The organism is Lysinibacillus sp. GW823-FHT02G10 (assembly GCF_058797135.1).
This window is the reverse complement of sequence record NZ_JBXAJI010000001.1, coordinates 1646304-1665922: the sequence shown is the minus strand read 5'-3', so window position 1 is coordinate 1665922 and position 19619 is coordinate 1646304. Positions and strand designations below refer to the sequence as shown.

Sequence of the window (19619 nt, the reverse complement as noted above, 5' to 3'; positions counted from 1 at the left end):
ATTTATAATTAAGGAAACATCAAATGCGAAGGTGGCACTATGTTATCATTATAAAAATATTTGTATATTAAAGGACAAATCCAGCCAGTTTTTGAAATCGCCATCTGAAGCATTGCTTCGCATAACAGGAAGATAGCCTGAGTGACTAGATCGTTTTCATTTAACGAGTAAAAGAAGCTCGTATCGATTTACAGTAAGTGAAAGAATTTAGGGCATCCCTAAAACAGTCGATAGGTTTTTAGTTTATACGAATTTTTATATTGTTAAGCTACTGAAATGATACTACTCATTTCAGTTGTTTTTTGTTTGATCAAAAGATGAAAGGTGGAATTCCATGATTACAGTTATAGGAAGTTTAAATATGGATTTAGTTGTACAAATGAATGCTTTTCCAAAGCAGGGGGAAACCATTCTAGGTAACTCGTTTCAAACAGTTCCAGGAGGAAAAGGGGCTAATCAAGCAGTTGCCGCAGCTCGTCTTGGCAGCGAGGTGGCGATGGTTGGCTGTTTAGGGAATGATCATTTTGGTGAGACATTACATGCTGCTTTACAGCAAGAGCAGATTCAGACAAACGCCATTGTAAAAAGCACCACTGCTCCTACAGGAATTGCTAATATACTTATTTACAATAACGATAATCGAATTGTTGTCGTACCTGGAGCTAATTATGACCTAAGCATATCCCATCTTGAAGCTTCAAAAGAGTTGATACAAAAAAGTCACTTGGTAATTATACAGCTTGAAATCCCTAAAGAGACGACAGCCCATGCCATTCATTTATGTAAAGAAGCGGGTGTTCCGATACTGTTAAACCCTGCTCCAGCAGCCAATTTTGATGTGCAGTGGATGGACGATATTACCTATTTAACACCTAACGAGACAGAATGTGCTGAAATTTTTAACGAGCCAGTGGAACAAGTTTTAGAAAAATATCCTAATAAATTAATCGTGACGCTAGGAAGTGATGGTGCACGTTATTTCGATGGCTCCTATCCAATTCATGTTCCAGGTTATATGACAACAGTCGTGGATACAACGGGCGCAGGTGATACCTTTAATGGTGCTTTAGCCTATGCTTTAGTAGAAGGGCAATCGTTGGATGAGGCTGTATATTTTGCTAATATCGCTGCTTCCTTATCTGTAGAGAAACTAGGTGCCCAAGGTGGAATGCCACTACTTGGAGCTGTTTATGCACGTATAGCTGGTTTGGAGGGATAGGACAAAGGTCAGCTATTCAGCAACCTTGGAGAGAAATCTCCAAGCCTAATACTTCTAAACTCATAGCTGGGACTATTCCCTTTAGTCTGTGTAGCAATCATATATGAAGCAGACAGGAAATAGGTGTAAGGATGAATTCCTATTTGTCGTATAAACGTATAAGTATATTGTCCTCTTTTCATCAATCCATGTATTAGAAAAGCCATAGTTTCATTTATAATGGTCTTATAGATACATACGAAAAGAGGTTTTGAGGATGACGAACATTGACAATACGCCAATCGAAAATACAACCTCAGCGAATAATATTTTGCCGCAATTTGTTGACCAACTACGACACTTGTATGGCATCATCGTCCAAAATACATATGTGAAAGATACAGCAAAACATTTAAATCGAATCATTCAAGATGCCAATAACCAGACGATGATTTTAATAGTTGGAAAAGAGCGGGTGGGCAAAACAACACTTGTGAATGGACTTCTAGGACGCGAAATATTATCGGTAGATGATCAGCATCCAACAAGTGTAAATACGTTTATACGCTACGGCGAGCAAGAAGAGATTAAAGCTTATTTTTTAGATGGTGTTGTCGCTGTATTTGATCTCAGTAAATTAGAGCTACTAACAACTGGCGATACGTTTGCTTCCCAGATTTTACGTGAACACTTAGATTACCTAGAAGTCTATTTGAAAAATGATTTATTAAAATCCGTGACAATAATTGATTCTGTGTCATTAGAAGCAGGCGGAGGAGAAATGGCTTATTTTTCAGAGGCGCTTATGAACCGTGTTGATGAAATTTTCTGGGTGTTACGCGCTGGTTCAATGGCAATGGATGCTGAACTTCTCTTGATTGAAACGTTAAAGAATAAAGGTGTTGAACCTTTATGTGTCATCAACGGCATCGATGATGAGGAACATGCCACAGCATTTATGGACTCTGAACAACAACGTATTGGTCATTTGATGAGTGATTTTATAGGGATTTCAGCAATTAATGCACTAGTAGCCAAACAAACAGACAGTCATGAGCTTTGGCAAAAAAGTCAGTATGATCAATTAATTGCTCACATTCATCGTGTGGCTGAAAATAGTGATAAAAAAACATATGCCATCCTAATTCGCTTCTTACAATGGCTTGAACGATTCCGCTTCGAATTAACTGTAATTCCACAACGAGATCCATTTCAATCTGCTGTAGAGAATATAGAAAAATATGCAGGCGATACCCAATATGAATATTCTCGCTATCAACGTGACTTAGCAATTGTCAAAGAATATGAGCAAGAATATGAACAGGTAGCGAACACGTTTAAACAGGTTCAAACACTGTATCAGCTATTACAAACGATAGCGCAACATGATTATTTACACGATTCCAAGGTGGAAGAATTTACTGAAATTGCTGTGCACTATCAACAAATGTTGCGTGAATACCGCAACATGCACAGTGAGTATTTACGCGAATATGAGCGTTTAGATGCACAACATAAAAAAATTCATGGTAAAGGTCTTATGAAAGCTTTCTTTGGCCAACATACGCAAAATGAATTTTTCAAAGAGCGTGTTCAAAAACTCAATGAGCAGCAAGAGGTTTGTGTCGCCCAATATGCCAAGGTACAACAAGCAGAGGTTTCAATGCTACAGGCGATTCGAGATACACAGCCTTTTTTGATTGATTTAGTGAAAGTACGCATGAGCCGTATTGAACAAAAGGTACAGAAACTAAATCAACAGCGTGCAAAAGATAAGCGTCAGTTAAAGCGCTATGCTGAAAAATTAAATGAATTTTCTTGCTTAATCGAAGCACAGGGTTATATAAAAGAGCATCTTCAACCATTTTTAATGAATGAGCAAATGCCGTTGAAATCGAAGGATATTGCCATGCTTGAGGAAACTGTGCAGGCTATTTTAGCCATTGATTTATCAAACAATGGCTTACTCGCAAGAAGTCAAATGAATAATAAAATGGAAAGTATTGCAATACCTTTTGAGGTGCAAGAAAAATATCCCCTGCAAATGCTTGACTTAAGGGAAGAAGATGTAAAATCAAATGATATACCCGAAATACCTAAAAAATTAGTTGTACAATATGAAGATTAGGTTTTCACCAAACGTTCTAAAAGTAGCATGCTTTTAGAACGTTTTCTTTATGATATGAAACAAATCATTCCAGTTTTACGTATAAGTAGTAAGGAGGGATACACTTGATTGAAATAAATGGACGCTTCACGAATGCAAAAATCTTTGCGCAAACAGCATTACAAACAGCTGTTGATCAGATTCAAGAATTAACAGACCAGGCTTTTATGGCAGGCACTAAAGTACGTATTATGCCAGATTATCATGCGGGTAAAGGATGTGTCATTGGCACGACCATCCAATTGCAAGACCGTGTTGTACCCAATCTTGTCGGCATTGATGTGGGGTGTGGTGTATTTGTAGCACAATTAGACGTAACAACAGTTGATTTTGCTCAACTCGATGCCATCATTCGCACATATGTACCAAGTGGGCAGGATATTCATAAAGAAGTATCGCCAAGCCGACATTTTGTAGAGTTTGAAGGTAAACAATTTCGAGCAAGCGGCTTGAAAGACGACTATACGAACTTGTCATTAGGTACACTTGGGGGAGGCAACCATTTTATTGAACTTGCCAAAGATGAAGATGATCAGCACTATTTGCTCATCCATACGGGGTCACGCTATGTAGGGGCAAAGGTTGCTAATTGGCATCAAAAAAGAGCTTATGAAAATTTACGTCGAGAAGATTTGACAGAAAAAATAGAGGCAATGAAACAGCAAGGACGACAACAAGAGATTCAATCCATGATACAAGCCTATAAAGAACAAACACCGTTCGTTCCGAAAGACTTGTCATATTTAGAGGGGGAAGCTTTCCATGATTATATCCATGATATGAAGATTGCACAGCAATTTGCACGGATGAATCGTTGGACCATTGCAGAAACCATTGCTAAACAGATGGATTGGCATTTTACGGATACGTTTGATACGATTCATAACTATATCGATACAGAAACGATGACGCTTCGCAAAGGGGCTGTTCGTGCAAATAAAGATGAAAAGCTAGTTATTCCAATGAATATGCGGGATGGATCTCTGATTTGTATAGGGAAAGGCAATGCGGAATGGAATTATTCAGCCCCCCATGGAGCAGGACGCATGTTTTCACGACGCGCAGCGAAAAAAGCTTTGAATATGGCCGATTTTAAAGATACGATGCAGGGGATTTGGACAACATCAGTCAATGAAGAAACATTGGATGAGGCACCAATGGCCTATAAGCCGATGACAGAAATTACTTCTGCGATTGGGGAAACTGTAGATATTGTCAAAGTTATTAAACCTGTTTATAACTTTAAAGCGAGTGAAGCTACAAAGCCATATGAGCGAAAGCGTTAAGGTAGAGAAGGAATCATCACTATAATCAGTATTCTATAGATGATATAATATAGCTTCACAATGATGAAATGGGTGGTTTTTTTGGTATCTTCAAAAGATGTGGCGAAGCATGCTGGTGTCTCACAAACAACTGTATCTAGAGTATTGAATACACCAGAGCTTGTAAAGCCAAAAACAATTGAAAAAGTAATGCAGGCGATAGAGGAACTAAACTATGTGCCAAATGATATAGCAAGATCGCTTGTTCAGAAAAAAACAGGTATTATTACATTGATTTCAGGGCCCTTACACAACCCTTTTTTTGTTGATACAACTACAGCCATCGTGAATTATGTTAATGCACGTGGCTATAAAGTTAATGTCTATTTTGGCACAGAGGATAATCTTAATTCAATCTACAATGCCGTTTTAGAAACGAAAGCAGACGCAATTATATTGTCTTCTATGTTGTATCAAGATGATTTATTTTATAAACTAGAAAAACTAGCTATTCCATTTATTATGTTTAACCGTAAGCATAAAGAGAATAGACATTTTGTAGAAATTGATAATGTTCAAGCTGGTTACCTTGCGACCAAGCATGTCCTATCATTAGGGCATGACTCTTTATGTTGGATAGGGGGTCCACATCAAATGAGTACCTTCTATGGACGCTATCTGGGATTTGAACAAGCTTTACAGGATTATGGGCTAGATGCAAAATTAGTGCCTACTTTTTTAACGAACACCAATAAAATGGATATTGAACGTGCGTTTGCAGAGCTTTTACAACTCGAAAAAAGACCAACAGCTATTTGTGCTGCTACGGATGCCATTGCCATTGAAATATTGAATCTTTGTTTAGAGAGAGGTTTTCAGGTTCCGAGAGATTTTAATATCATTGGTATTGATAATGTAGAGCTTAGTAAACATCACTCTATTGCCTTAACAACTGTAGGTTTAACATCAGAAGAGAACTTAGGTTTTATTGCTATCGAAAAATTATTTGAGGTAATGGAGAAAAAAAGTACTTGCATTAGACAAACAGAGTCTGTTAAGATTTTCCCAAGAAATACAACGTGTAAAATAAACTGATAGACCATCAGTTTATTTTTTACACCAAAATGGTTACGTATTCATTTCTTTATTTTCTGAAATGAATACGTAACCATAAAAAGAAAGGAGTGAATTACGATTGAAAAAGGGCTTATGGATTAAAGGAGAATGGAAGATGACTGCTGAATGGATGGAGATCCAATCTCCCTATTCACAAGAGGTATTGGCACACTTTGCGATGGCCACTGAAAAAGATGTACAGGAGGCCATTGAAAGTGCGCATGCTGCAGCTCCTCAAATGGCTGCATTAACTGCTTTTCAACGAGCAGAGATTTTAGAGCAGTTATCCACCCTTTTTGCAGAAAATAGAGATGAAGCAGCAAGTATCATTGCAATGGAATCAGCCAAACCGTTAAAGTATGCTTACGCTGAAATTGATCGCACAGTTGAAACCTATAAATTTGCGGCAGAAGAAGCAAAGCGACTTACTGGTGAAATGGTTCCAATGGATGCATCAAAAAATGGAGAGGGGCGCTTTGCTTATACATTAAGAGAGCCAATCGGTGTTGTGGCAGCGATTACACCATTTAACTTTCCGCAAAATCTAGTAGCACACAAAGTTGGGCCAGCATTAGCTGCAGGCAATACGATTGTATTGAAACCTGCCACACAAACAGCGCTATCCGCCCATTTTTTGGCAAAATTATTGGCGCAAACAAATTTACCAGCAGGTGCCTTTAATCTTGTAACTGGACAAGGTAAATTAGTAGGCGATGCATTTTTAGCACATCCAAATGTTAAGATGATAACGTTTACAGGAAGTCCAGCGGTAGGGATTTCTCTACGCAATCGTGCAGGCTTGAAGAAAGTAACCTTAGAATTAGGTTCCAATGCAGGCGTAATTATCGATGAAGGGGTACAGCTAGAGCGTATTATGGATCGCATTGTGATGGGGGCCTTTTCCAACCAAGGTCAAGTCTGTATTTCTTTACAACGTATCTATGTCATGGAAAGTATGGTGGAGGAATTTTTAATTCGGCTGAAGGAAAAAATAGAGCAGCTTACAATTGGTGATCCAATGGATAATCAAACAGATCTTGCTATGATGATTTCACAAGCTGAACAACAGCGTGCTTATCAATGGATTAAAGAGGCAGTAGCTGAAGGGGCACAAGTAATTACAGGTGGTCACATTGACAATCATATTTTATTGCCCACTGTTTTATATAATGTTCAGCCACAGAGTCGTGTATCCTGTGAAGAAATTTTTGCACCTGTTGTTATCGTTAATACGGTATCCACCATTGATGAAGGGATAGCGGCTATCAATAATTCTCACTATGGCCTACAGGCAGGCATCTTCACTCCTTCTATTCAGACAGCTTTTCAGGCTACAAAAGCATTGCACGTTGGTGGAGTCATCATTAATGATGTACCTACTTATCGAGTAGATCACATGCCATATGGTGGTGTAAAGGAAAGCGGCACAGGCCGTGAAGGCATTAAATATGCGTTAGAAGAAATGACGGAAATGAAGCTAGTAATTTGGAATAACCAATAACTAATAATCACGAATGGAGATGGGAAAATGAAAATGATTAAACAACATCCAAAATTGTATGTGATGGACAATGGTACGATGCGAATGGATAAAAATTATATGATTGCGATGCACAATCCCGCAACCATCGATCATCCAAACCAGCCAAATGAATTTGTTGAATTCCCTGTTTATACAGTATTGATTGATCATCCAGAAGGCAAAATTCTATTTGATACTGCATGCAATCCAAACTCGATGGGTCCAGAAGGGCGATGGGGTGAATTTACGCAAAAAGCATTTCCTATTAATATGCCAGAAGAATGCTATTTACATCATCGTCTAGAAGAATTAAATGTTCGTCCAGAGGATATCAAATATGTTGTTGCTTCCCATTTGCATCTCGACCATGCAGGGTGCTTAGAACTCTTTACAAATGCCACAATTATTGTACAGGAAGATGAGTTTAATGGCACATTACAAACATATGCTAGAAACGTGAAAGACGGTGCCTATGTTTGGGGTGACATTGATATGTGGATTAAAAACAATCTACAATGGCGCTTAATCAAACGTGGCGAGGATCATGTAAAACTAGCTGAAGGGATACAAGTATTAAATTTTGGTAGTGGTCATGCTTGGGGAATGCTAGGTTTGCATATTCAAATGCCTGACACAGGTGGCATTATTTTAGCCTCAGATGCCATTTATACGGCAGAAAGCTTTGGGCCTCCTGTCAAGCCACCAGGCATTATCTACGATTCTGTAGGCTATAATTCAACAGTGGAACGGATTCGAAGACTAGCAAATGAAACAAATTCACAGGTATGGTTTGGCCATGATCCTATTCAATTTAAATCATTTAGAAAATCAACGGAAGGCTATTATGAATAGATAGGAGTAGAGAAGCCATGCATAAATTAACCTTTACGCCTGCTAGCTATACTGGCTGGGGCTGTTTGAGTCAGCTTCTGCTAGAGGTAAAGAAGTTTAACGCTCACAATATTTTGATCGTGACAGATCCATTATTAAAAGAAATAGGTCTAACGGACAATGTTGAAAAGCCTTTGATTGAGAAAGGCTATACAACGACCATTTATACGGATATTGCACCAGAGCCTCCGCTTGCAATTGGCGAAAAACTGGTTGATTTTACGAGAAAGCATCCATTTGATTTGGTGATTGGTGTAGGTGGGGGCAGTGCACTGGATTTAGCGAAGCTTGCCGCCGTATTAGCTAAACATGATGGAAAAGTTGCAGATTATTTAAACCTAACAGGAACGAAAACATTGGATAATAAGGGGTTACCTAAAATTTTAATTCCTACCACTTCTGGGACAGGCTCAGAGGTTACAAATATTTCTGTGCTATCACTGGATACGACCAAGGATGTTGTGACACATGATTATTTATTAGCGGATGTAGCGATTGTAGATCCTGCCTTAACGATTTCCTTACCATCGAAGGTAACGGCTGCGACTGGGGTAGACGCGTTAACTCATGCGATAGAAGCCTATGTATCAGTAAATGCGAATGCAGTAACAGATGCACTTGCACTACAAGCTATCCGTTTAATTAGCCAGTCAATACGAACAGCTGTCCATAATGGGCAAGACAAGCAAGCGCGCACAGATATGAGTTATGGCAGCTATTTAGCAGGGTTAGCCTTTTTCAATGCCGGTGTAGCAGGCGTCCATGCTTTAGCCTATCCCCTGGGAGGTCAGTTCCATATAGCTCATGGTGATTCCAATGCAGTACTATTACCATATGTCATGGGGTATATTCGTCAAAGCTGTGAAAAACGAATGAAAGATATTTTAGATGCCATGGGGATATCATCTTCCTATTTATCGCAAGAAGAGGCTTCCTATAAATGTGTTGACGCCTTACAACAACTCGTTCAAGATGTGAAAATTCCCTCAACATTACAAGGATTCAATATCCCTGCATCAGCACTTGAACAGCTAACAGAGGATGCTACAAAACAAACGCGTATTTTAGCGCGAAGTCCAATGCCATTAAAGCGTGAAGATATCTATCAAATCTATCAAGCTGCCTTTGATGGAGTGGTAAGGGAACCATAAAGAACCTGAGAAACGTTGATTTTTCAACGTTTCTCTTTTATTGCATCTTTTGAAAATCCCACAAGCAAGATAGATACCTAAAAAAATCTGCCTTAATGGCAGATTTTTTATAAGAAATATTATGCTTCTGTATCTGGTGTAAATGTACGTGTAGCCAATTCTGCATCTAGCATAAAGATTGCGTTTGAGTCAGTTTCGATACGCTCGATTTTACGAATTAATGTATCAAATGTAGATTCTTCTTCTACTTGCTCGTCGATAAACCATTTTAAGAAGGCCATTGTCGCATGCTCACGTTCATCTAAAGCAATGTCTGATAAATTGTAAATACGGCGTGTCACTTCTTTTTCGTGTGATAGAGCCGTTTTAAAGGCATCTAAAATGGATTCGAAATGATTGCCTGGGCTTTCAAAACCTTGAATTGTTGCGCGGTAGCCCATATCACTTAAGAAATTATAAAATTTCATGGCATGGAAGCGTTCTTCTTCTGCTTGTACTAAAAAGAAGTTAGCGAAGCCATCATAATCTTGATCTGTGCAATAGGCTGCCATTGCCATATAGGCATGCGCAGAGTAGAATTCAAAATTCATTTGTTCATTAAGAGCTGTGTGTAGTTTTTCAGATAACATAAAAGTTTTCCTCCTTTTGCAGTAAATGACTTCTTTACTAGTATACAGCGTAGAGGCAGTAACATACAAAAAATTTAATTTTTAAAGCAATTCATGCAAAAAATAATTGATATTCGTTCTCAATTAGAAAATAACTTCTTTTATATTTTTAAGAAAATAAAAAAATCGCCCCGATCGTAATCGAAGCGATTTTTCATTATTATTGTTCTTGTTTCTTTTGATTTTTGACACCGATTAGGTAGCCACCTAATGCGATAGCAATTAAGACAATCCAGAAAATAGCTTTCCAAAGAGTGGAGTGGGGGAATTCGTGTGGAATCACACCCAATTTTTCATGTGCTAATGTTAATACAGCTAATTTTACACCAACCCAGCCGACAATTAGGAAAGCAGCTGTTTCAAGTGATGGGAATTTGTCGAGAACCTTTACAAACCAACGAGCTGCGAAACGCATCATGATGACACCAATAATACCACCTAAGAACATTACTGCGAACTGACCTGCGTTAATACCGCCAATATCAAAATCACCGATATGTGGAAGTGTGACAGCAATGGCAACCGCCGCAAGAATAGAATCCACAGCAAATGCGATATCAGCAAGTTCTACTTTTACAACCGTCATCCAGAAGCCAGATTGTTTTTTCGGCTCTTGAATTTCTTCGGAGTTTTGAGATGCTTTCCGCGAATCATAAATATGCTTAATAGACATAAACAGTAGATAAGCGGCACCTATTGCTTGAATCTGCCAGAAATTAACGAGCGTTGTAATAAGGAATAATGCGGCAAAACGGAAAACAAATGCCCCCACCAATCCATACAATAAAGCTTTTTGTTGTTGTGCCTTTGGTAAATGCTTAACCATAACAGCCATTACGACGGCGTTGTCTGCTGCTAACAAACCTTCTAGTACAATTAATACGACAAGTACCCATGCGTATTCTAAAAATATTGCCTCCAAATTTATTGCCTCCTTTAATTGTTGAACAGAAATGAATGGCTTGCTAACTTATTCTTTCCCTATTTTAAGCAAAAGAAAAAGACCCCTGCCTAAAAAATAGGCAAAGGTCTTGCTAAGCAATTAACTGTTCGTTGCACAGAAAGTGTTCTGTGTGACAAGAAATGCCATCACACCCGATGGTAATATACCATGTAATGACGAATGTGAATCAGATGCTTCGATCGCATCTGCTAGCTACTCCCCTTTGACAATAAAGTCAAAAGCTATTCAATTCTTACTAACATAGTAACATGCAACATTTTAAAAGTAAATAAAAATATACTGCTATGGAGAAAAAATACTTTTCCGTTACGTTTGCACAAATGGTACTATTAAAAGATAGGCAAAATTTTTACAACTTAGAGAGGAGACAAACATGTATAGAAAATTTTTTTCCTACTACAAGCCACATAAACGATTGTTTGTCATCGATTTTTCGAGTGCCATTATTGTAGCAATCTTAGAGCTTGCGTTTCCATTGGCTGTTCAATGGTTTATCGATGAGTTATTGCCAACAGGGGATTGGGGCATGATCGTGAAAATAAGTGTCCTATTACTGCTTGTTTATGCTATTAGTACATTATTGAACTTTATCGTTAACTATTTAGGGCATAAACTAGGCATAAATATCGAAACGGATATGCGTCAGGAATTATTTACGCATGTACAAAGGCAATCTTTCCGATTCTTTGATAATACGAAAACAGGTCATATTATGAGTCGCATTACCAATGATTTGTTTGATATAGGCGAGTTTGCCCATCATGGACCAGAGGATCTCTTCATTGCAATCATGACCTTTGTTGGGGCCTTTGCCATTATGTTTAATGTCAATCCAACACTCGCTTTGATTGCAGCGATTATGGTGCCATTTTTAACATGGCTTGTGACATTTAGTAATATAAAAATGAACAATGCTTGGAAAACGATGTATGGCAAAATTGCTGATGTGAACGGACGTGTAGAGGATAGTGTGTCTGGTGTCCGTGTTGTGAAATCCTTTACAAATGAAGATTTTGAAATTAAACGCTTTAAGGAGCAAAATGGATTTTTCCGTACGGCTAAATTATATGCCTATAAAATTATGGCAGGGACACACTCCAGTATTTACATGATGACGCGCCTCCTTACATTAATGGTGTTAGTGGTCGGTGCTTGGCTAAGCTTTAATGGGAAATTATCTTATGGGGAGCTAGTGAGCTTTGTTTTATATACGAATGTCCTGATTAAACCAATTGATAAAATTAGTGCTTTATTAGAGCTTTATCCGAAAGGAATGGCTGGCTTTAAGCGCTTCCGTGAATTAATTGAACAGGAGCCAGAAATTCAAGATCGTGAGGATGCAAAGGTTATAAAACATTTAGATGGAAATATTGCCTTCAATCACGTTCATTTTAATTATGATGCATCCAAACAGGTTTTACATGATATATCATTTGATGTAAAAGCTGGCCAAACCATTGCCTTTGTAGGGCCTTCGGGTGCTGGTAAAACTACAATCTGCTCATTGATTCCTCGATTTTATGAGGTGACAAAAGGCGCTATTACGATTGATGGTATCGATATACGTAATATGACACAAGCGTCATTACGTGCTCAAATTGGTATCGTACAGCAGGACGTCTTTTTATTTACAGGTACGATTCGTGAAAACATTGCCTATGGAAAATTAGATGCAAGTGAAGCGGAAATTCGAGAGGCAGCGAAAAAAGCACATCTAGAGGCATTTATTGCAGAGCTGCCCGATGGCTATGATACACAAATAGGTGAACGTGGCTTAAAATTATCAGGAGGACAAAAGCAACGACTAGCGATTGCTCGTATGTTCCTAAAGAACCCGCCTATCTTAATTTTAGACGAGGCAACCTCTGCCTTAGATACAGAAACAGAAATGATTATTCAGCAATCGTTAACAGAGCTTGCTGAAAATCGTACAACACTAGTTATTGCCCATCGACTGGCAACTATTCGCAATGCTGATCGTGTATTAGTTGTGACACCGAAGGGCATTGAAGAGGATGGTACCTATGATGAGCTAGTGGCTCAAAATGGGATTTTTGCAAAGCTTCATCATATTCAATTTCGCAAGGGACAAACAGAACAAAGCGTTCAGAAAGAGTTTGTGGAATTGACGTAAATGAAGGAGGGGGAGATTGTTTTTTTAAACAATTTCCCTTTTTTGGTTGCTTCCCTTAGTTACTTGTACAACTGCTTATGTGGTAGCCAAAGGACACTGACATGCATAGTGAAGGTTTATGTGGAAAGAGGGAATCGATTGAAGGTAATGCCATCGAATATGCATAGGGTAACAGGTCAAATCTTTAATATGGAAAATGGAACATTCATTTATGAATCATAGAAGGAATGTTTAGCAGGTAAATCGAATAGAACATTACAGTTCACAATAAAGGTCATAAAATAGAGGTGAAGCAATGGATAACGAAAAAATTATCGGTCAAACGAAAAGTGTGGGTTTTCAAATCGGGGTTAGAAGGACATTTCCAATTTCGCAGGAGCAAGCATGGGCATTGATTACGACAACAGAAGGAGTACGTACATGGCTGGGGGAAGACACTTCAGTTATATTCGAACCTGGGTACAAATATCATTCAAAGACAGGGACAGGCGAAATCAGGATTGTTAAACCATTAGAGCAGCTTCGATTGACTTGGCAAAAGGAAGAGTGGTCAAAACCATCTACCGTACAAATCCGTATTTTACCCAAGGAGCATAATAAAACAACCATTAGCTTTCATCAAGAACATCTTTCTGATCAGACAGTACGAGAAGAAATGAAAGGTCATTGGGAAAGTGTACTGGACCTTATAAAAGAAAGAGTCCAAAATAGTTGAGCGAATAAAAATAGCATCCCTTCACAATGGATAGGGATGCTATTTGTTTTTATGTGGAGAATCTTTGTTCTCATGCCCTTTTGAAGTTCGTGTATAATCCTGAGGAGCAAGCGCTTTGTTCCGCTCTGTATAGCCTTTGGGTGATAATCGAAAGATGGATTTTTTAATGGTTGCCCAATTTAGATCTGTTGCTAGGTTCATGTAAGAGTAGCCGTAAATTCGAATATTACTTAAATAAAGCAGTGTCAGGTATAAAGAAACAAAGAAGCCAAATAACCCGAAAAAGGCACTAGCAAAGATAAAGGCAACGCGTAATATGCTAACTGAAGTAACAAGTGACTGATTCACTAATGTAAAGGAAGCAATGGTAGAAATAGCGATGACAACGATCATTTCAGGACTCGTTACACCTGCTCGAATGGCTGCATCCCCAATAATTAATCCACCTACAACACTGATGGTCCCACCAATAACGGAAGGGAGACGCAAGCCTGCTTCACGAAATAATTCAAACATCAGCAACATCAGCAACATTTCAAGTGAAGAGGGGAGCGGTAAGCCAGCCTTCGCTTGCACGACGGTTGCGAGTAGTTGAAGCGGCAATTGGTTTTGGTGATAGGTTGTCAAGGCAAGCCAGAATGCAGGAAGTAGTAAGCCGATTAAAATACCAAATATTCTTAATAATCGTTCGAGTGAACTGAAAATAATAGGATATTCATTATCCTCAGCTGATTTCAGTAAGAGGAACAAATTGACAGGGGTAACGATAGCATAGGCGACGCCATCTACAAAAATAATAAAACGTCCTCTTGCTAAGGCCTGAACCGCATAATCAGGTCGTCCCGTATAATCAAACTTCGGAAAAAGCTTGGAATTTTTATTCACCCGTTCCATCAATAAATCGCCACTAAAAACAATATCTGTATCAACAGCAGCAAGCTGCTTTTTGATGCCATGTAAAATATCCATATCCACAATATCATCAAAATAAAGAATGGCTACCGTAGTTTTTGATCGTTTCCCAAGCTCCACTTTTTCCACACAAAATGAGTTGGTCGGCAAGCGTTTTCTTATGAGTGCGATATTGACGCGAATATCTTCAATGAAATTATCTCTGGGCCCTTTAACAAGAACCTCCATGCGCGTTTCTTCAGGCTGGCGATTCGGCTTTTGGGCAATATTGCTTGCATATAAAAGATTGTCTTCGTCAAAATACAACAACAAGAAGCCACTATAGACAAAAGTTATCAGCTGTTCCTTGTCTTGTACTTTTTGAATACTTGGAACATGAAGATGCCTTGCGATATTCTCTTCAAAGGGAACCTCATCCAAATGATCATATAAATATTGAATACGTTGAATAATCACTTCATTAAGCATTTGTTGATCAATCATAGCATCACACGTAATAAAGTGTACTTTCTGCTGATTAAACATATATTCCTGAAATTGAATATCTGCTGATTTTTGAAATAATTTTCTGAGCGTACTAAGATCTAGCGCTTGTTCTTGCTGAGGCATTATGATTCACCACTTTTCTTATCTTGTTTTTCAGTTTTCCCCTTTTTAGAAGATTTATCCGACAAGAAAGCTACGACTACGAAAAATATTGACAGTAAAAAGAAAAAAATAAAAGTGGCTGCCAGAATATAATTTCCTTTTACTTTTAAAAATAGGCTTTCATTTAGCATGATTAATGGTAAACAAAGAATAAAGAAGGGAGGAGCAAGCATTTGCCATATACGCTTGGGATCTCCTGTCATCTTCAATAAATCTGCCACAATGTACAAAAGGAAGCTAACACGAATAAAGGTTCCTGTCAGCCATTGATAAATGGAGAAAAAGTCAAGATGCTCGATATAGCGACCGATTGTCACTAATCCCCATTCTTCGTAGGCAGGATAGCGTTGCTTAGCCGCTTCATTCGGTCCAAATTCTGTAATGGCTCCAATTAAAGGTCCTAATGTCAGTCCTACTAAAATAGCCAGCATAATAGCAAAGTGGTACCAGCGAATACGTTCCTTAAATTGATGCTGTAAAAATAGCAACATTAAAAGCTCAATAAACCCTGATGCAGGAAAAATCATGCCTCGCAAGACAGGCTGGAATCCATGTTCAAAAAATGGACGTAATAATTCATAATCTTTTACCTGCATGTTCGTAAAGGCCACGAAAAAGCCAAAGATAACTACTCCGAATAATACAAAAACGTTTAAAATGACGAGCGTCTGTAAGCTAGTCGTCACAAGAAGAATACACAGAATGACGTAGATAAATAGTAAGATAATTACAGGGGTTTGCGGTAAAAATGTAGTATTAATCCATTGCAGTGTTTCAACCATTGTAAAAGCTGCGATAATCATTAAAAAAATAGCAACTGTATAAATAACAATAGTAGAGCCAATTTTCCCGATTTTTGAATCGAGCCAATCTCGGATGGGCTCTTGATTAGATTTTGATTGAATATATACTAATAAAAATAGCCAAAAGAAAATAATTCCTCCAGCAAACAATACCGATAGCCAGCCATCTCTTTTGGCCACATCTAGTAGTGGAGGAATAATGGTTACATGATTTTTTAAGCCAATAACAGTCATTGATAGGAAGATGACATGTAAAATACTGATTGATCCTACACTTTTCATGTTGAAAACCCTCTAACATTGATTGATACATATTAGCTTTGACAAAAAAAGTCGGCTTTATAAGCAGAAAATGGTATGGTTTCATGAAAAAACGAGGTATTGGATGACACCATCATCCAATACCTCGTCATAGGAAAAGTAAGCTAAATTAATGAATATATTTTGTGCTTACAAGATCTTCTTTTAAGACATCTGTTGGGATTTCAAACTCTACAACGCCCATATAGCCAGGTGCCACTTCATATTTATCAAAGGAAATCACAAGCTTGCCTTTATCAGAAATGTAGAATTGCTGATCAGGTTTAATAGTTGTAAATTCCTCCATTAACTCTTCATCGGCAAGGCCAGCACCCTTTACCCAATAAACTTTATCTTGATTCGATTCAGCTATTTGTGTACGCATTTGTTCTTTAATATTTTCACTAATTGTTTCAATATAGTGTTGATCTTTAAAGAGCATTGGTAAAGTAATTAAAATTTCGTTTTCTTTATCGATCGTATCGTATTCCATCACCGTTGAAGAAGAAGCAACGGTATTCACTACATAGCGGCCAATCGACAAAATTTGTTCGTTATCAGTTTTGATTTCGTAGCCACTATCAATACCTAAATGACCACCGCCATTTAATTTTAAATCGCCCACTTCTGCCATAAATTCATCGTAAAGTGTCTTACCTTCTGCACGATATTTTTCATTTAATGTATTCGCCAGATCTTGATTTTCTAAGTTTTCAATAGAAGGTACTTTAATGTTGGCATCATAATTATCTTCAGCCACTTCATATTCTGTCCAAGTCAATACTTTTATCACACTACCAACCACGGGAATTTCTGAGAGTGTGCGTGCCATTGCAGGACTTACATTTAAACCTGCTGTAAATAGCATGGCTGCAGCGGCAGATCCAAGGACCCATTGAGGTGTACGATTTTTTTTCTTTTTTCGACCTTGCTTAAGTGCTTTTTCAACCACGAAGTCTAGCTCTTTTGGAATCGGGACTTTCATATATTGTTTTTCTAACTCCTGTAATTTTTTATCCATGTGCAGTTTCTCCCTTCACATCTTCCAATTGGATTTTCAATAGTTTTAATGCTTTATAAAGACGAGATTTGGCTGTACTCAACTTAATGTCGAGGATGTTCGCCACGTCAGCGAGTTTTAAATCCTCGAAATAATGGAGAATGACAACCTCTCGATACATTTGCGGGAGTTCATCCAACGCATGCTCCAAGTCAACATTCTCATAAACATCCTCTTGAGCAGGTGTTAAATATTGTAATGTATCATCATCTGTCACTTGTAAGCGTTTATGCTTACGTAAAAAATCTATGGCTGTACGGACAACTATTTTATAAAACCAGCTTTTCATATAGGTCACATTCTCAAGTCGATCTAATGAAAGCATGGCTTTTTGGATACTGTCTTGTACAACATCTAGTGCGTCCTGTTCATTTTTTGTATAGCTATACGCGAGCAAATAAAAACGCTCTTTTTGTTCTCGAATGAATTGGACAAACACCTCTTCATGTTGAAATGCATTTCTTGTTCTCATGTCCAAAGAAGCTCCTTTTTTAACATTGTCAAATTGTATACATTTACTAGACGTACGAGGAGAGGGAAAAAGTTGATACCATGAAAAAAACTTACCCCAATTGAGATAAGTTTGATCCTTCTATAGTATTGGCATACGTTAGTATAACGGCTGATCATGAAAAATAGTCATATGTATTTTTCAAGAGTAATAGAATGGTCACAACGATAAATAATTTACGTACATAGCCACTGCCGCGTTTAATGGCAAATTTTGAACCAACAATAGCTCCTGCAATTTGCGCAAGACCCATTGGTAGTCCATAGGCATAATTTATTTGTCCTAAGTATATAAACATAAGGAGGGCAGCTACATTACTGCTGAAATTTAAAAATTTGGCGTTTCCTGCTGATTGTAAAAAATCAAAGCCAACTATGAGAAAAGCAAAGAGTAGAAACGAGCCTGTCCCAGGACCTAAAAAGCCATCATAAAAGCCAATAAGTGTAATCACGAAAACAAAAATAATAGAACGCTTAGGGGTTAATTGTTTAAAGGTGGTCATACTGCCCCAGTCTTTTTTAAAGATGGTATAAATGGCAACGACTGCAAGCATAATCAGCATTAATGGCTTCAGTACACTTGGGTCCATTAAGTGGACAATCCAAGCACCCAGCATAGAGCCAAAAAATACGAAAGGGAATAGCTTATAGACGGCTTTTATATCTAGTTTACCAGAGCGATAAAATGTCACTGTGCTAGTAAGGGAACCCATTGTACCTGCCAATTTATTGGTTGCTACTGCGGCAGAGGGAGGAAGACCAACGAACATAAGAGCTGGTAATGAGATAAGCCCACCTCCTCCAACCACTGAATCAATAAAGGCTGCTAAAAAACCGAAGAGGATTAAAATTAATAAAATATTTACATCTAAATCAAAAGGCACAAAAGGTCATCTCTTTTCTATCATAATAATCTGATAGTAGCGAACTGAGGATAGGCTGTAAATACTCTAGCTGCTATTTTTTAATAGAAATAAATGAAGTGATCCAATAGGAAGTGACGATAATTTCTACATAACACAAAAAAATTCTACTTGGAGTCATTATTTTGATGTATTATGTAGATAATGGTGTTTTTACGTAAAGGGGACGTGATGACATGAGTTTAGGAAATCATATACGTGTATTTCTCTGTGTTGTGTTTATGGGAGTACTTGTAGGGTATGTCTTTAATGCAAAAAAAGATATAACAGATCATGAGTATATTGATACCGTAAAGGAAGGCTATTTGGAGAATTTTTCAGATGTCACAGTTCGAAATGCGTTTAATTACGCTTTTTTTGAACCTTACTGGCGCTATTATGAAGCAAAAACTGGGGAGCAAGTTGTAGAATTGTCAGGTGATATCACGTTTCAAGATGAAAAAGGACATGCTATTCTCCAATTTGTCGTGAACGAACAAACGCAGCAATTTTCCCTAGAGGCAATGAAATTTAAAGAAGTCGTATTAAACCAGCAACAACAACAAAAGCTTGTTGGCATGGTCTATCACACTTGGGAAAAGAAACAACTAGCTTATGAGTAAGGTTTTTTATTTTGTAAATCATCCAAACTGTATTACAGTAAAAGGGGGAGCTAGAGACAGAGAGGATGTT

General features: G+C 37.9%; 17 protein-coding genes. 10 read left to right on the top strand and 7 right to left on the bottom strand.

Annotated features, from left to right (window positions below; all coding sequences use genetic code 11):
* Positions 1-334: 334 nt before the first annotated feature.
* The 7 genes from rbsK to AC1RFD_RS08685 all read left to right on the top strand — a co-directional run bounded on the left by rbsK (position 335) and on the right by AC1RFD_RS08685 (position 9310).
* Entirely contained in the window at positions 335-1219 is an 885-nt protein-coding gene (gene rbsK, locus AC1RFD_RS08715; protein ID WP_054550475.1) for a ribokinase, read from the top strand.
* 256 nt (positions 1220-1475) lie between these two features.
* Complete coding sequence (locus AC1RFD_RS08710; RefSeq protein ID WP_048392390.1) at positions 1476-3326, top strand: dynamin family protein; 1851 nt, start codon at positions 1476-1478, stop codon at positions 3324-3326.
* A gap of 104 nt (positions 3327-3430) precedes the next feature.
* Positions 3431-4651 (top strand): RtcB family protein, encoded by a 1221-nt coding sequence (locus AC1RFD_RS08705; protein ID WP_259419647.1) that lies wholly within the window; start codon positions 3431-3433, stop codon positions 4649-4651.
* Between the two features lie 72 nt (positions 4652-4723).
* Positions 4724-5725: a LacI family DNA-binding transcriptional regulator gene (locus tag AC1RFD_RS08700; protein ID WP_231595618.1), complete on the top strand. Its 1002-nt coding sequence runs from the start codon at positions 4724-4726 to the stop codon at positions 5723-5725.
* Positions 5726-5825: 100 nt separating this feature from the next.
* The gene (locus AC1RFD_RS08695) at positions 5826-7247 is read left to right on the top strand and encodes an aldehyde dehydrogenase family protein (protein ID WP_103118361.1); all 1422 of its coding nucleotides are present in this window, start codon (positions 5826-5828) and stop codon (positions 7245-7247) included.
* 27 nt (positions 7248-7274) lie between these two features.
* Positions 7275-8120, top strand: a complete 846-nt coding sequence (ahlS, locus tag AC1RFD_RS08690; protein WP_048392394.1) for an AhlS family quorum-quenching N-acyl homoserine lactonase — start codon at positions 7275-7277, stop codon at positions 8118-8120.
* A gap of 17 nt (positions 8121-8137) precedes the next feature.
* Positions 8138-9310, top strand: coding sequence for an iron-containing alcohol dehydrogenase (locus AC1RFD_RS08685; protein ID WP_054550470.1), 1173 nt, complete (start codon positions 8138-8140; stop codon positions 9308-9310).
* 119 nt (positions 9311-9429) lie between these two features.
* Here the strand turns inward: AC1RFD_RS08685 and AC1RFD_RS08680 are convergent, their stop codons facing one another.
* Both AC1RFD_RS08680 and AC1RFD_RS08675 read right to left on the bottom strand, forming a co-directional pair.
* Positions 9430-9939 (bottom strand): ferritin, encoded by a 510-nt coding sequence (locus tag AC1RFD_RS08680; RefSeq protein ID WP_048392396.1) that lies wholly within the window; start codon positions 9937-9939, stop codon positions 9430-9432.
* 199 nt (positions 9940-10138) lie between these two features.
* The gene (locus AC1RFD_RS08675) at positions 10139-10900 is read right to left on the bottom strand and encodes a TerC family protein (RefSeq protein ID WP_016994674.1); all 762 of its coding nucleotides are present in this window, start codon (positions 10898-10900) and stop codon (positions 10139-10141) included.
* Positions 10901-11315: 415 nt separating this feature from the next.
* On the opposite strand from AC1RFD_RS08675, the gene AC1RFD_RS08670 reads away from it, so the two are divergent.
* A complete protein-coding gene (locus tag AC1RFD_RS08670) occupies positions 11316-13076 on the top strand; it encodes an ABC transporter ATP-binding protein (protein ID WP_054550469.1) in 1761 nt (586 codons plus the stop codon).
* Positions 13077-13371: 295 nt separating this feature from the next.
* On the top strand, positions 13372-13791 hold the full coding sequence (locus tag AC1RFD_RS08665) for an SRPBCC family protein (RefSeq protein WP_305192895.1): 420 nt from the start codon (positions 13372-13374) through the stop codon (positions 13789-13791).
* 39 nt (positions 13792-13830) lie between these two features.
* On the opposite strand, the gene AC1RFD_RS08660 is transcribed toward AC1RFD_RS08665, so the two are convergent.
* From AC1RFD_RS08660 to AC1RFD_RS08640, 5 genes are all read right to left on the bottom strand, one after another.
* Entirely contained in the window at positions 13831-15312 is a 1482-nt protein-coding gene (locus tag AC1RFD_RS08660) for a spore germination protein (protein ID WP_315062165.1), read from the bottom strand.
* A complete protein-coding gene (locus tag AC1RFD_RS08655; RefSeq protein ID WP_048392400.1) occupies positions 15312-16436 on the bottom strand; it encodes a GerAB/ArcD/ProY family transporter in 1125 nt (374 codons plus the stop codon). The genes AC1RFD_RS08660 and AC1RFD_RS08655 overlap by 1 nt, the downstream gene beginning before the upstream one ends.
* Positions 16437-16584: 148 nt before the next feature.
* Positions 16585-17475, bottom strand: a complete 891-nt coding sequence (rsiV, locus tag AC1RFD_RS08650; RefSeq protein WP_054550465.1) for an anti-sigma-V factor RsiV — start codon at positions 17473-17475, stop codon at positions 16585-16587.
* Positions 17468-17986, bottom strand: a complete 519-nt coding sequence (gene sigV / locus AC1RFD_RS08645) for an RNA polymerase sigma factor SigV (RefSeq protein WP_004230723.1) — start codon at positions 17984-17986, stop codon at positions 17468-17470. The genes rsiV and sigV overlap by 8 nt, the downstream gene beginning before the upstream one ends.
* A 154-nt stretch (positions 17987-18140) precedes the next feature.
* Positions 18141-18908, bottom strand: a complete 768-nt coding sequence (locus AC1RFD_RS08640; protein ID WP_492474833.1) for a sulfite exporter TauE/SafE family protein — start codon at positions 18906-18908, stop codon at positions 18141-18143.
* 215 nt (positions 18909-19123) lie between these two features.
* On the opposite strand from AC1RFD_RS08640, the gene AC1RFD_RS08635 reads away from it, so the two are divergent.
* Positions 19124-19549: a hypothetical protein gene (locus AC1RFD_RS08635; protein WP_054550464.1), complete on the top strand. Its 426-nt coding sequence runs from the start codon at positions 19124-19126 to the stop codon at positions 19547-19549.
* The last annotated feature ends 70 nt before the right edge of the window (positions 19550-19619 follow it).

What these genes read in the sequence shown, in the direction of transcription:
- rbsK (WP_054550475.1), top strand. Translation starts at nt 335, where the DNA reads ATGATTACAGTTATAGGAAGTTTAAATATGGATTTAGTTGTACAAATG.
- AC1RFD_RS08710 (WP_048392390.1), top strand. Translation starts at nt 1,476, where the DNA reads ATGACGAACATTGACAATACGCCAATCGAAAATACAACCTCAGCGAAT.
- ahlS (WP_048392394.1), top strand. Translation starts at nt 7,275, where the DNA reads ATGAAAATGATTAAACAACATCCAAAATTGTATGTGATGGACAATGGT.
- AC1RFD_RS08685 (WP_054550470.1), top strand. Translation starts at nt 8,138, where the DNA reads ATGCATAAATTAACCTTTACGCCTGCTAGCTATACTGGCTGGGGCTGT.
- AC1RFD_RS08680 (WP_048392396.1), bottom strand. Translation starts at nt 9,939, where the DNA reads ATGTTATCTGAAAAACTACACACAGCTCTTAATGAACAAATGAATTTT.
- AC1RFD_RS08670 (WP_054550469.1), top strand. Translation starts at nt 11,316, where the DNA reads ATGTATAGAAAATTTTTTTCCTACTACAAGCCACATAAACGATTGTTT.
- AC1RFD_RS08665 (WP_305192895.1), top strand. Translation starts at nt 13,372, where the DNA reads ATGGATAACGAAAAAATTATCGGTCAAACGAAAAGTGTGGGTTTTCAA.
- AC1RFD_RS08660 (WP_315062165.1), bottom strand. Translation starts at nt 15,312, where the DNA reads ATGCCTCAGCAAGAACAAGCGCTAGATCTTAGTACGCTCAGAAAATTA.
- AC1RFD_RS08655 (WP_048392400.1), bottom strand. Translation starts at nt 16,436, where the DNA reads ATGAAAAGTGTAGGATCAATCAGTATTTTACATGTCATCTTCCTATCA.
- rsiV (WP_054550465.1), bottom strand. Translation starts at nt 17,475, where the DNA reads ATGGATAAAAAATTACAGGAGTTAGAAAAACAATATATGAAAGTCCCG.
- sigV (WP_004230723.1), bottom strand. Translation starts at nt 17,986, where the DNA reads ATGAGAACAAGAAATGCATTTCAACATGAAGAGGTGTTTGTCCAATTC.
- AC1RFD_RS08635 (WP_054550464.1), top strand. Translation starts at nt 19,124, where the DNA reads ATGAGTTTAGGAAATCATATACGTGTATTTCTCTGTGTTGTGTTTATG.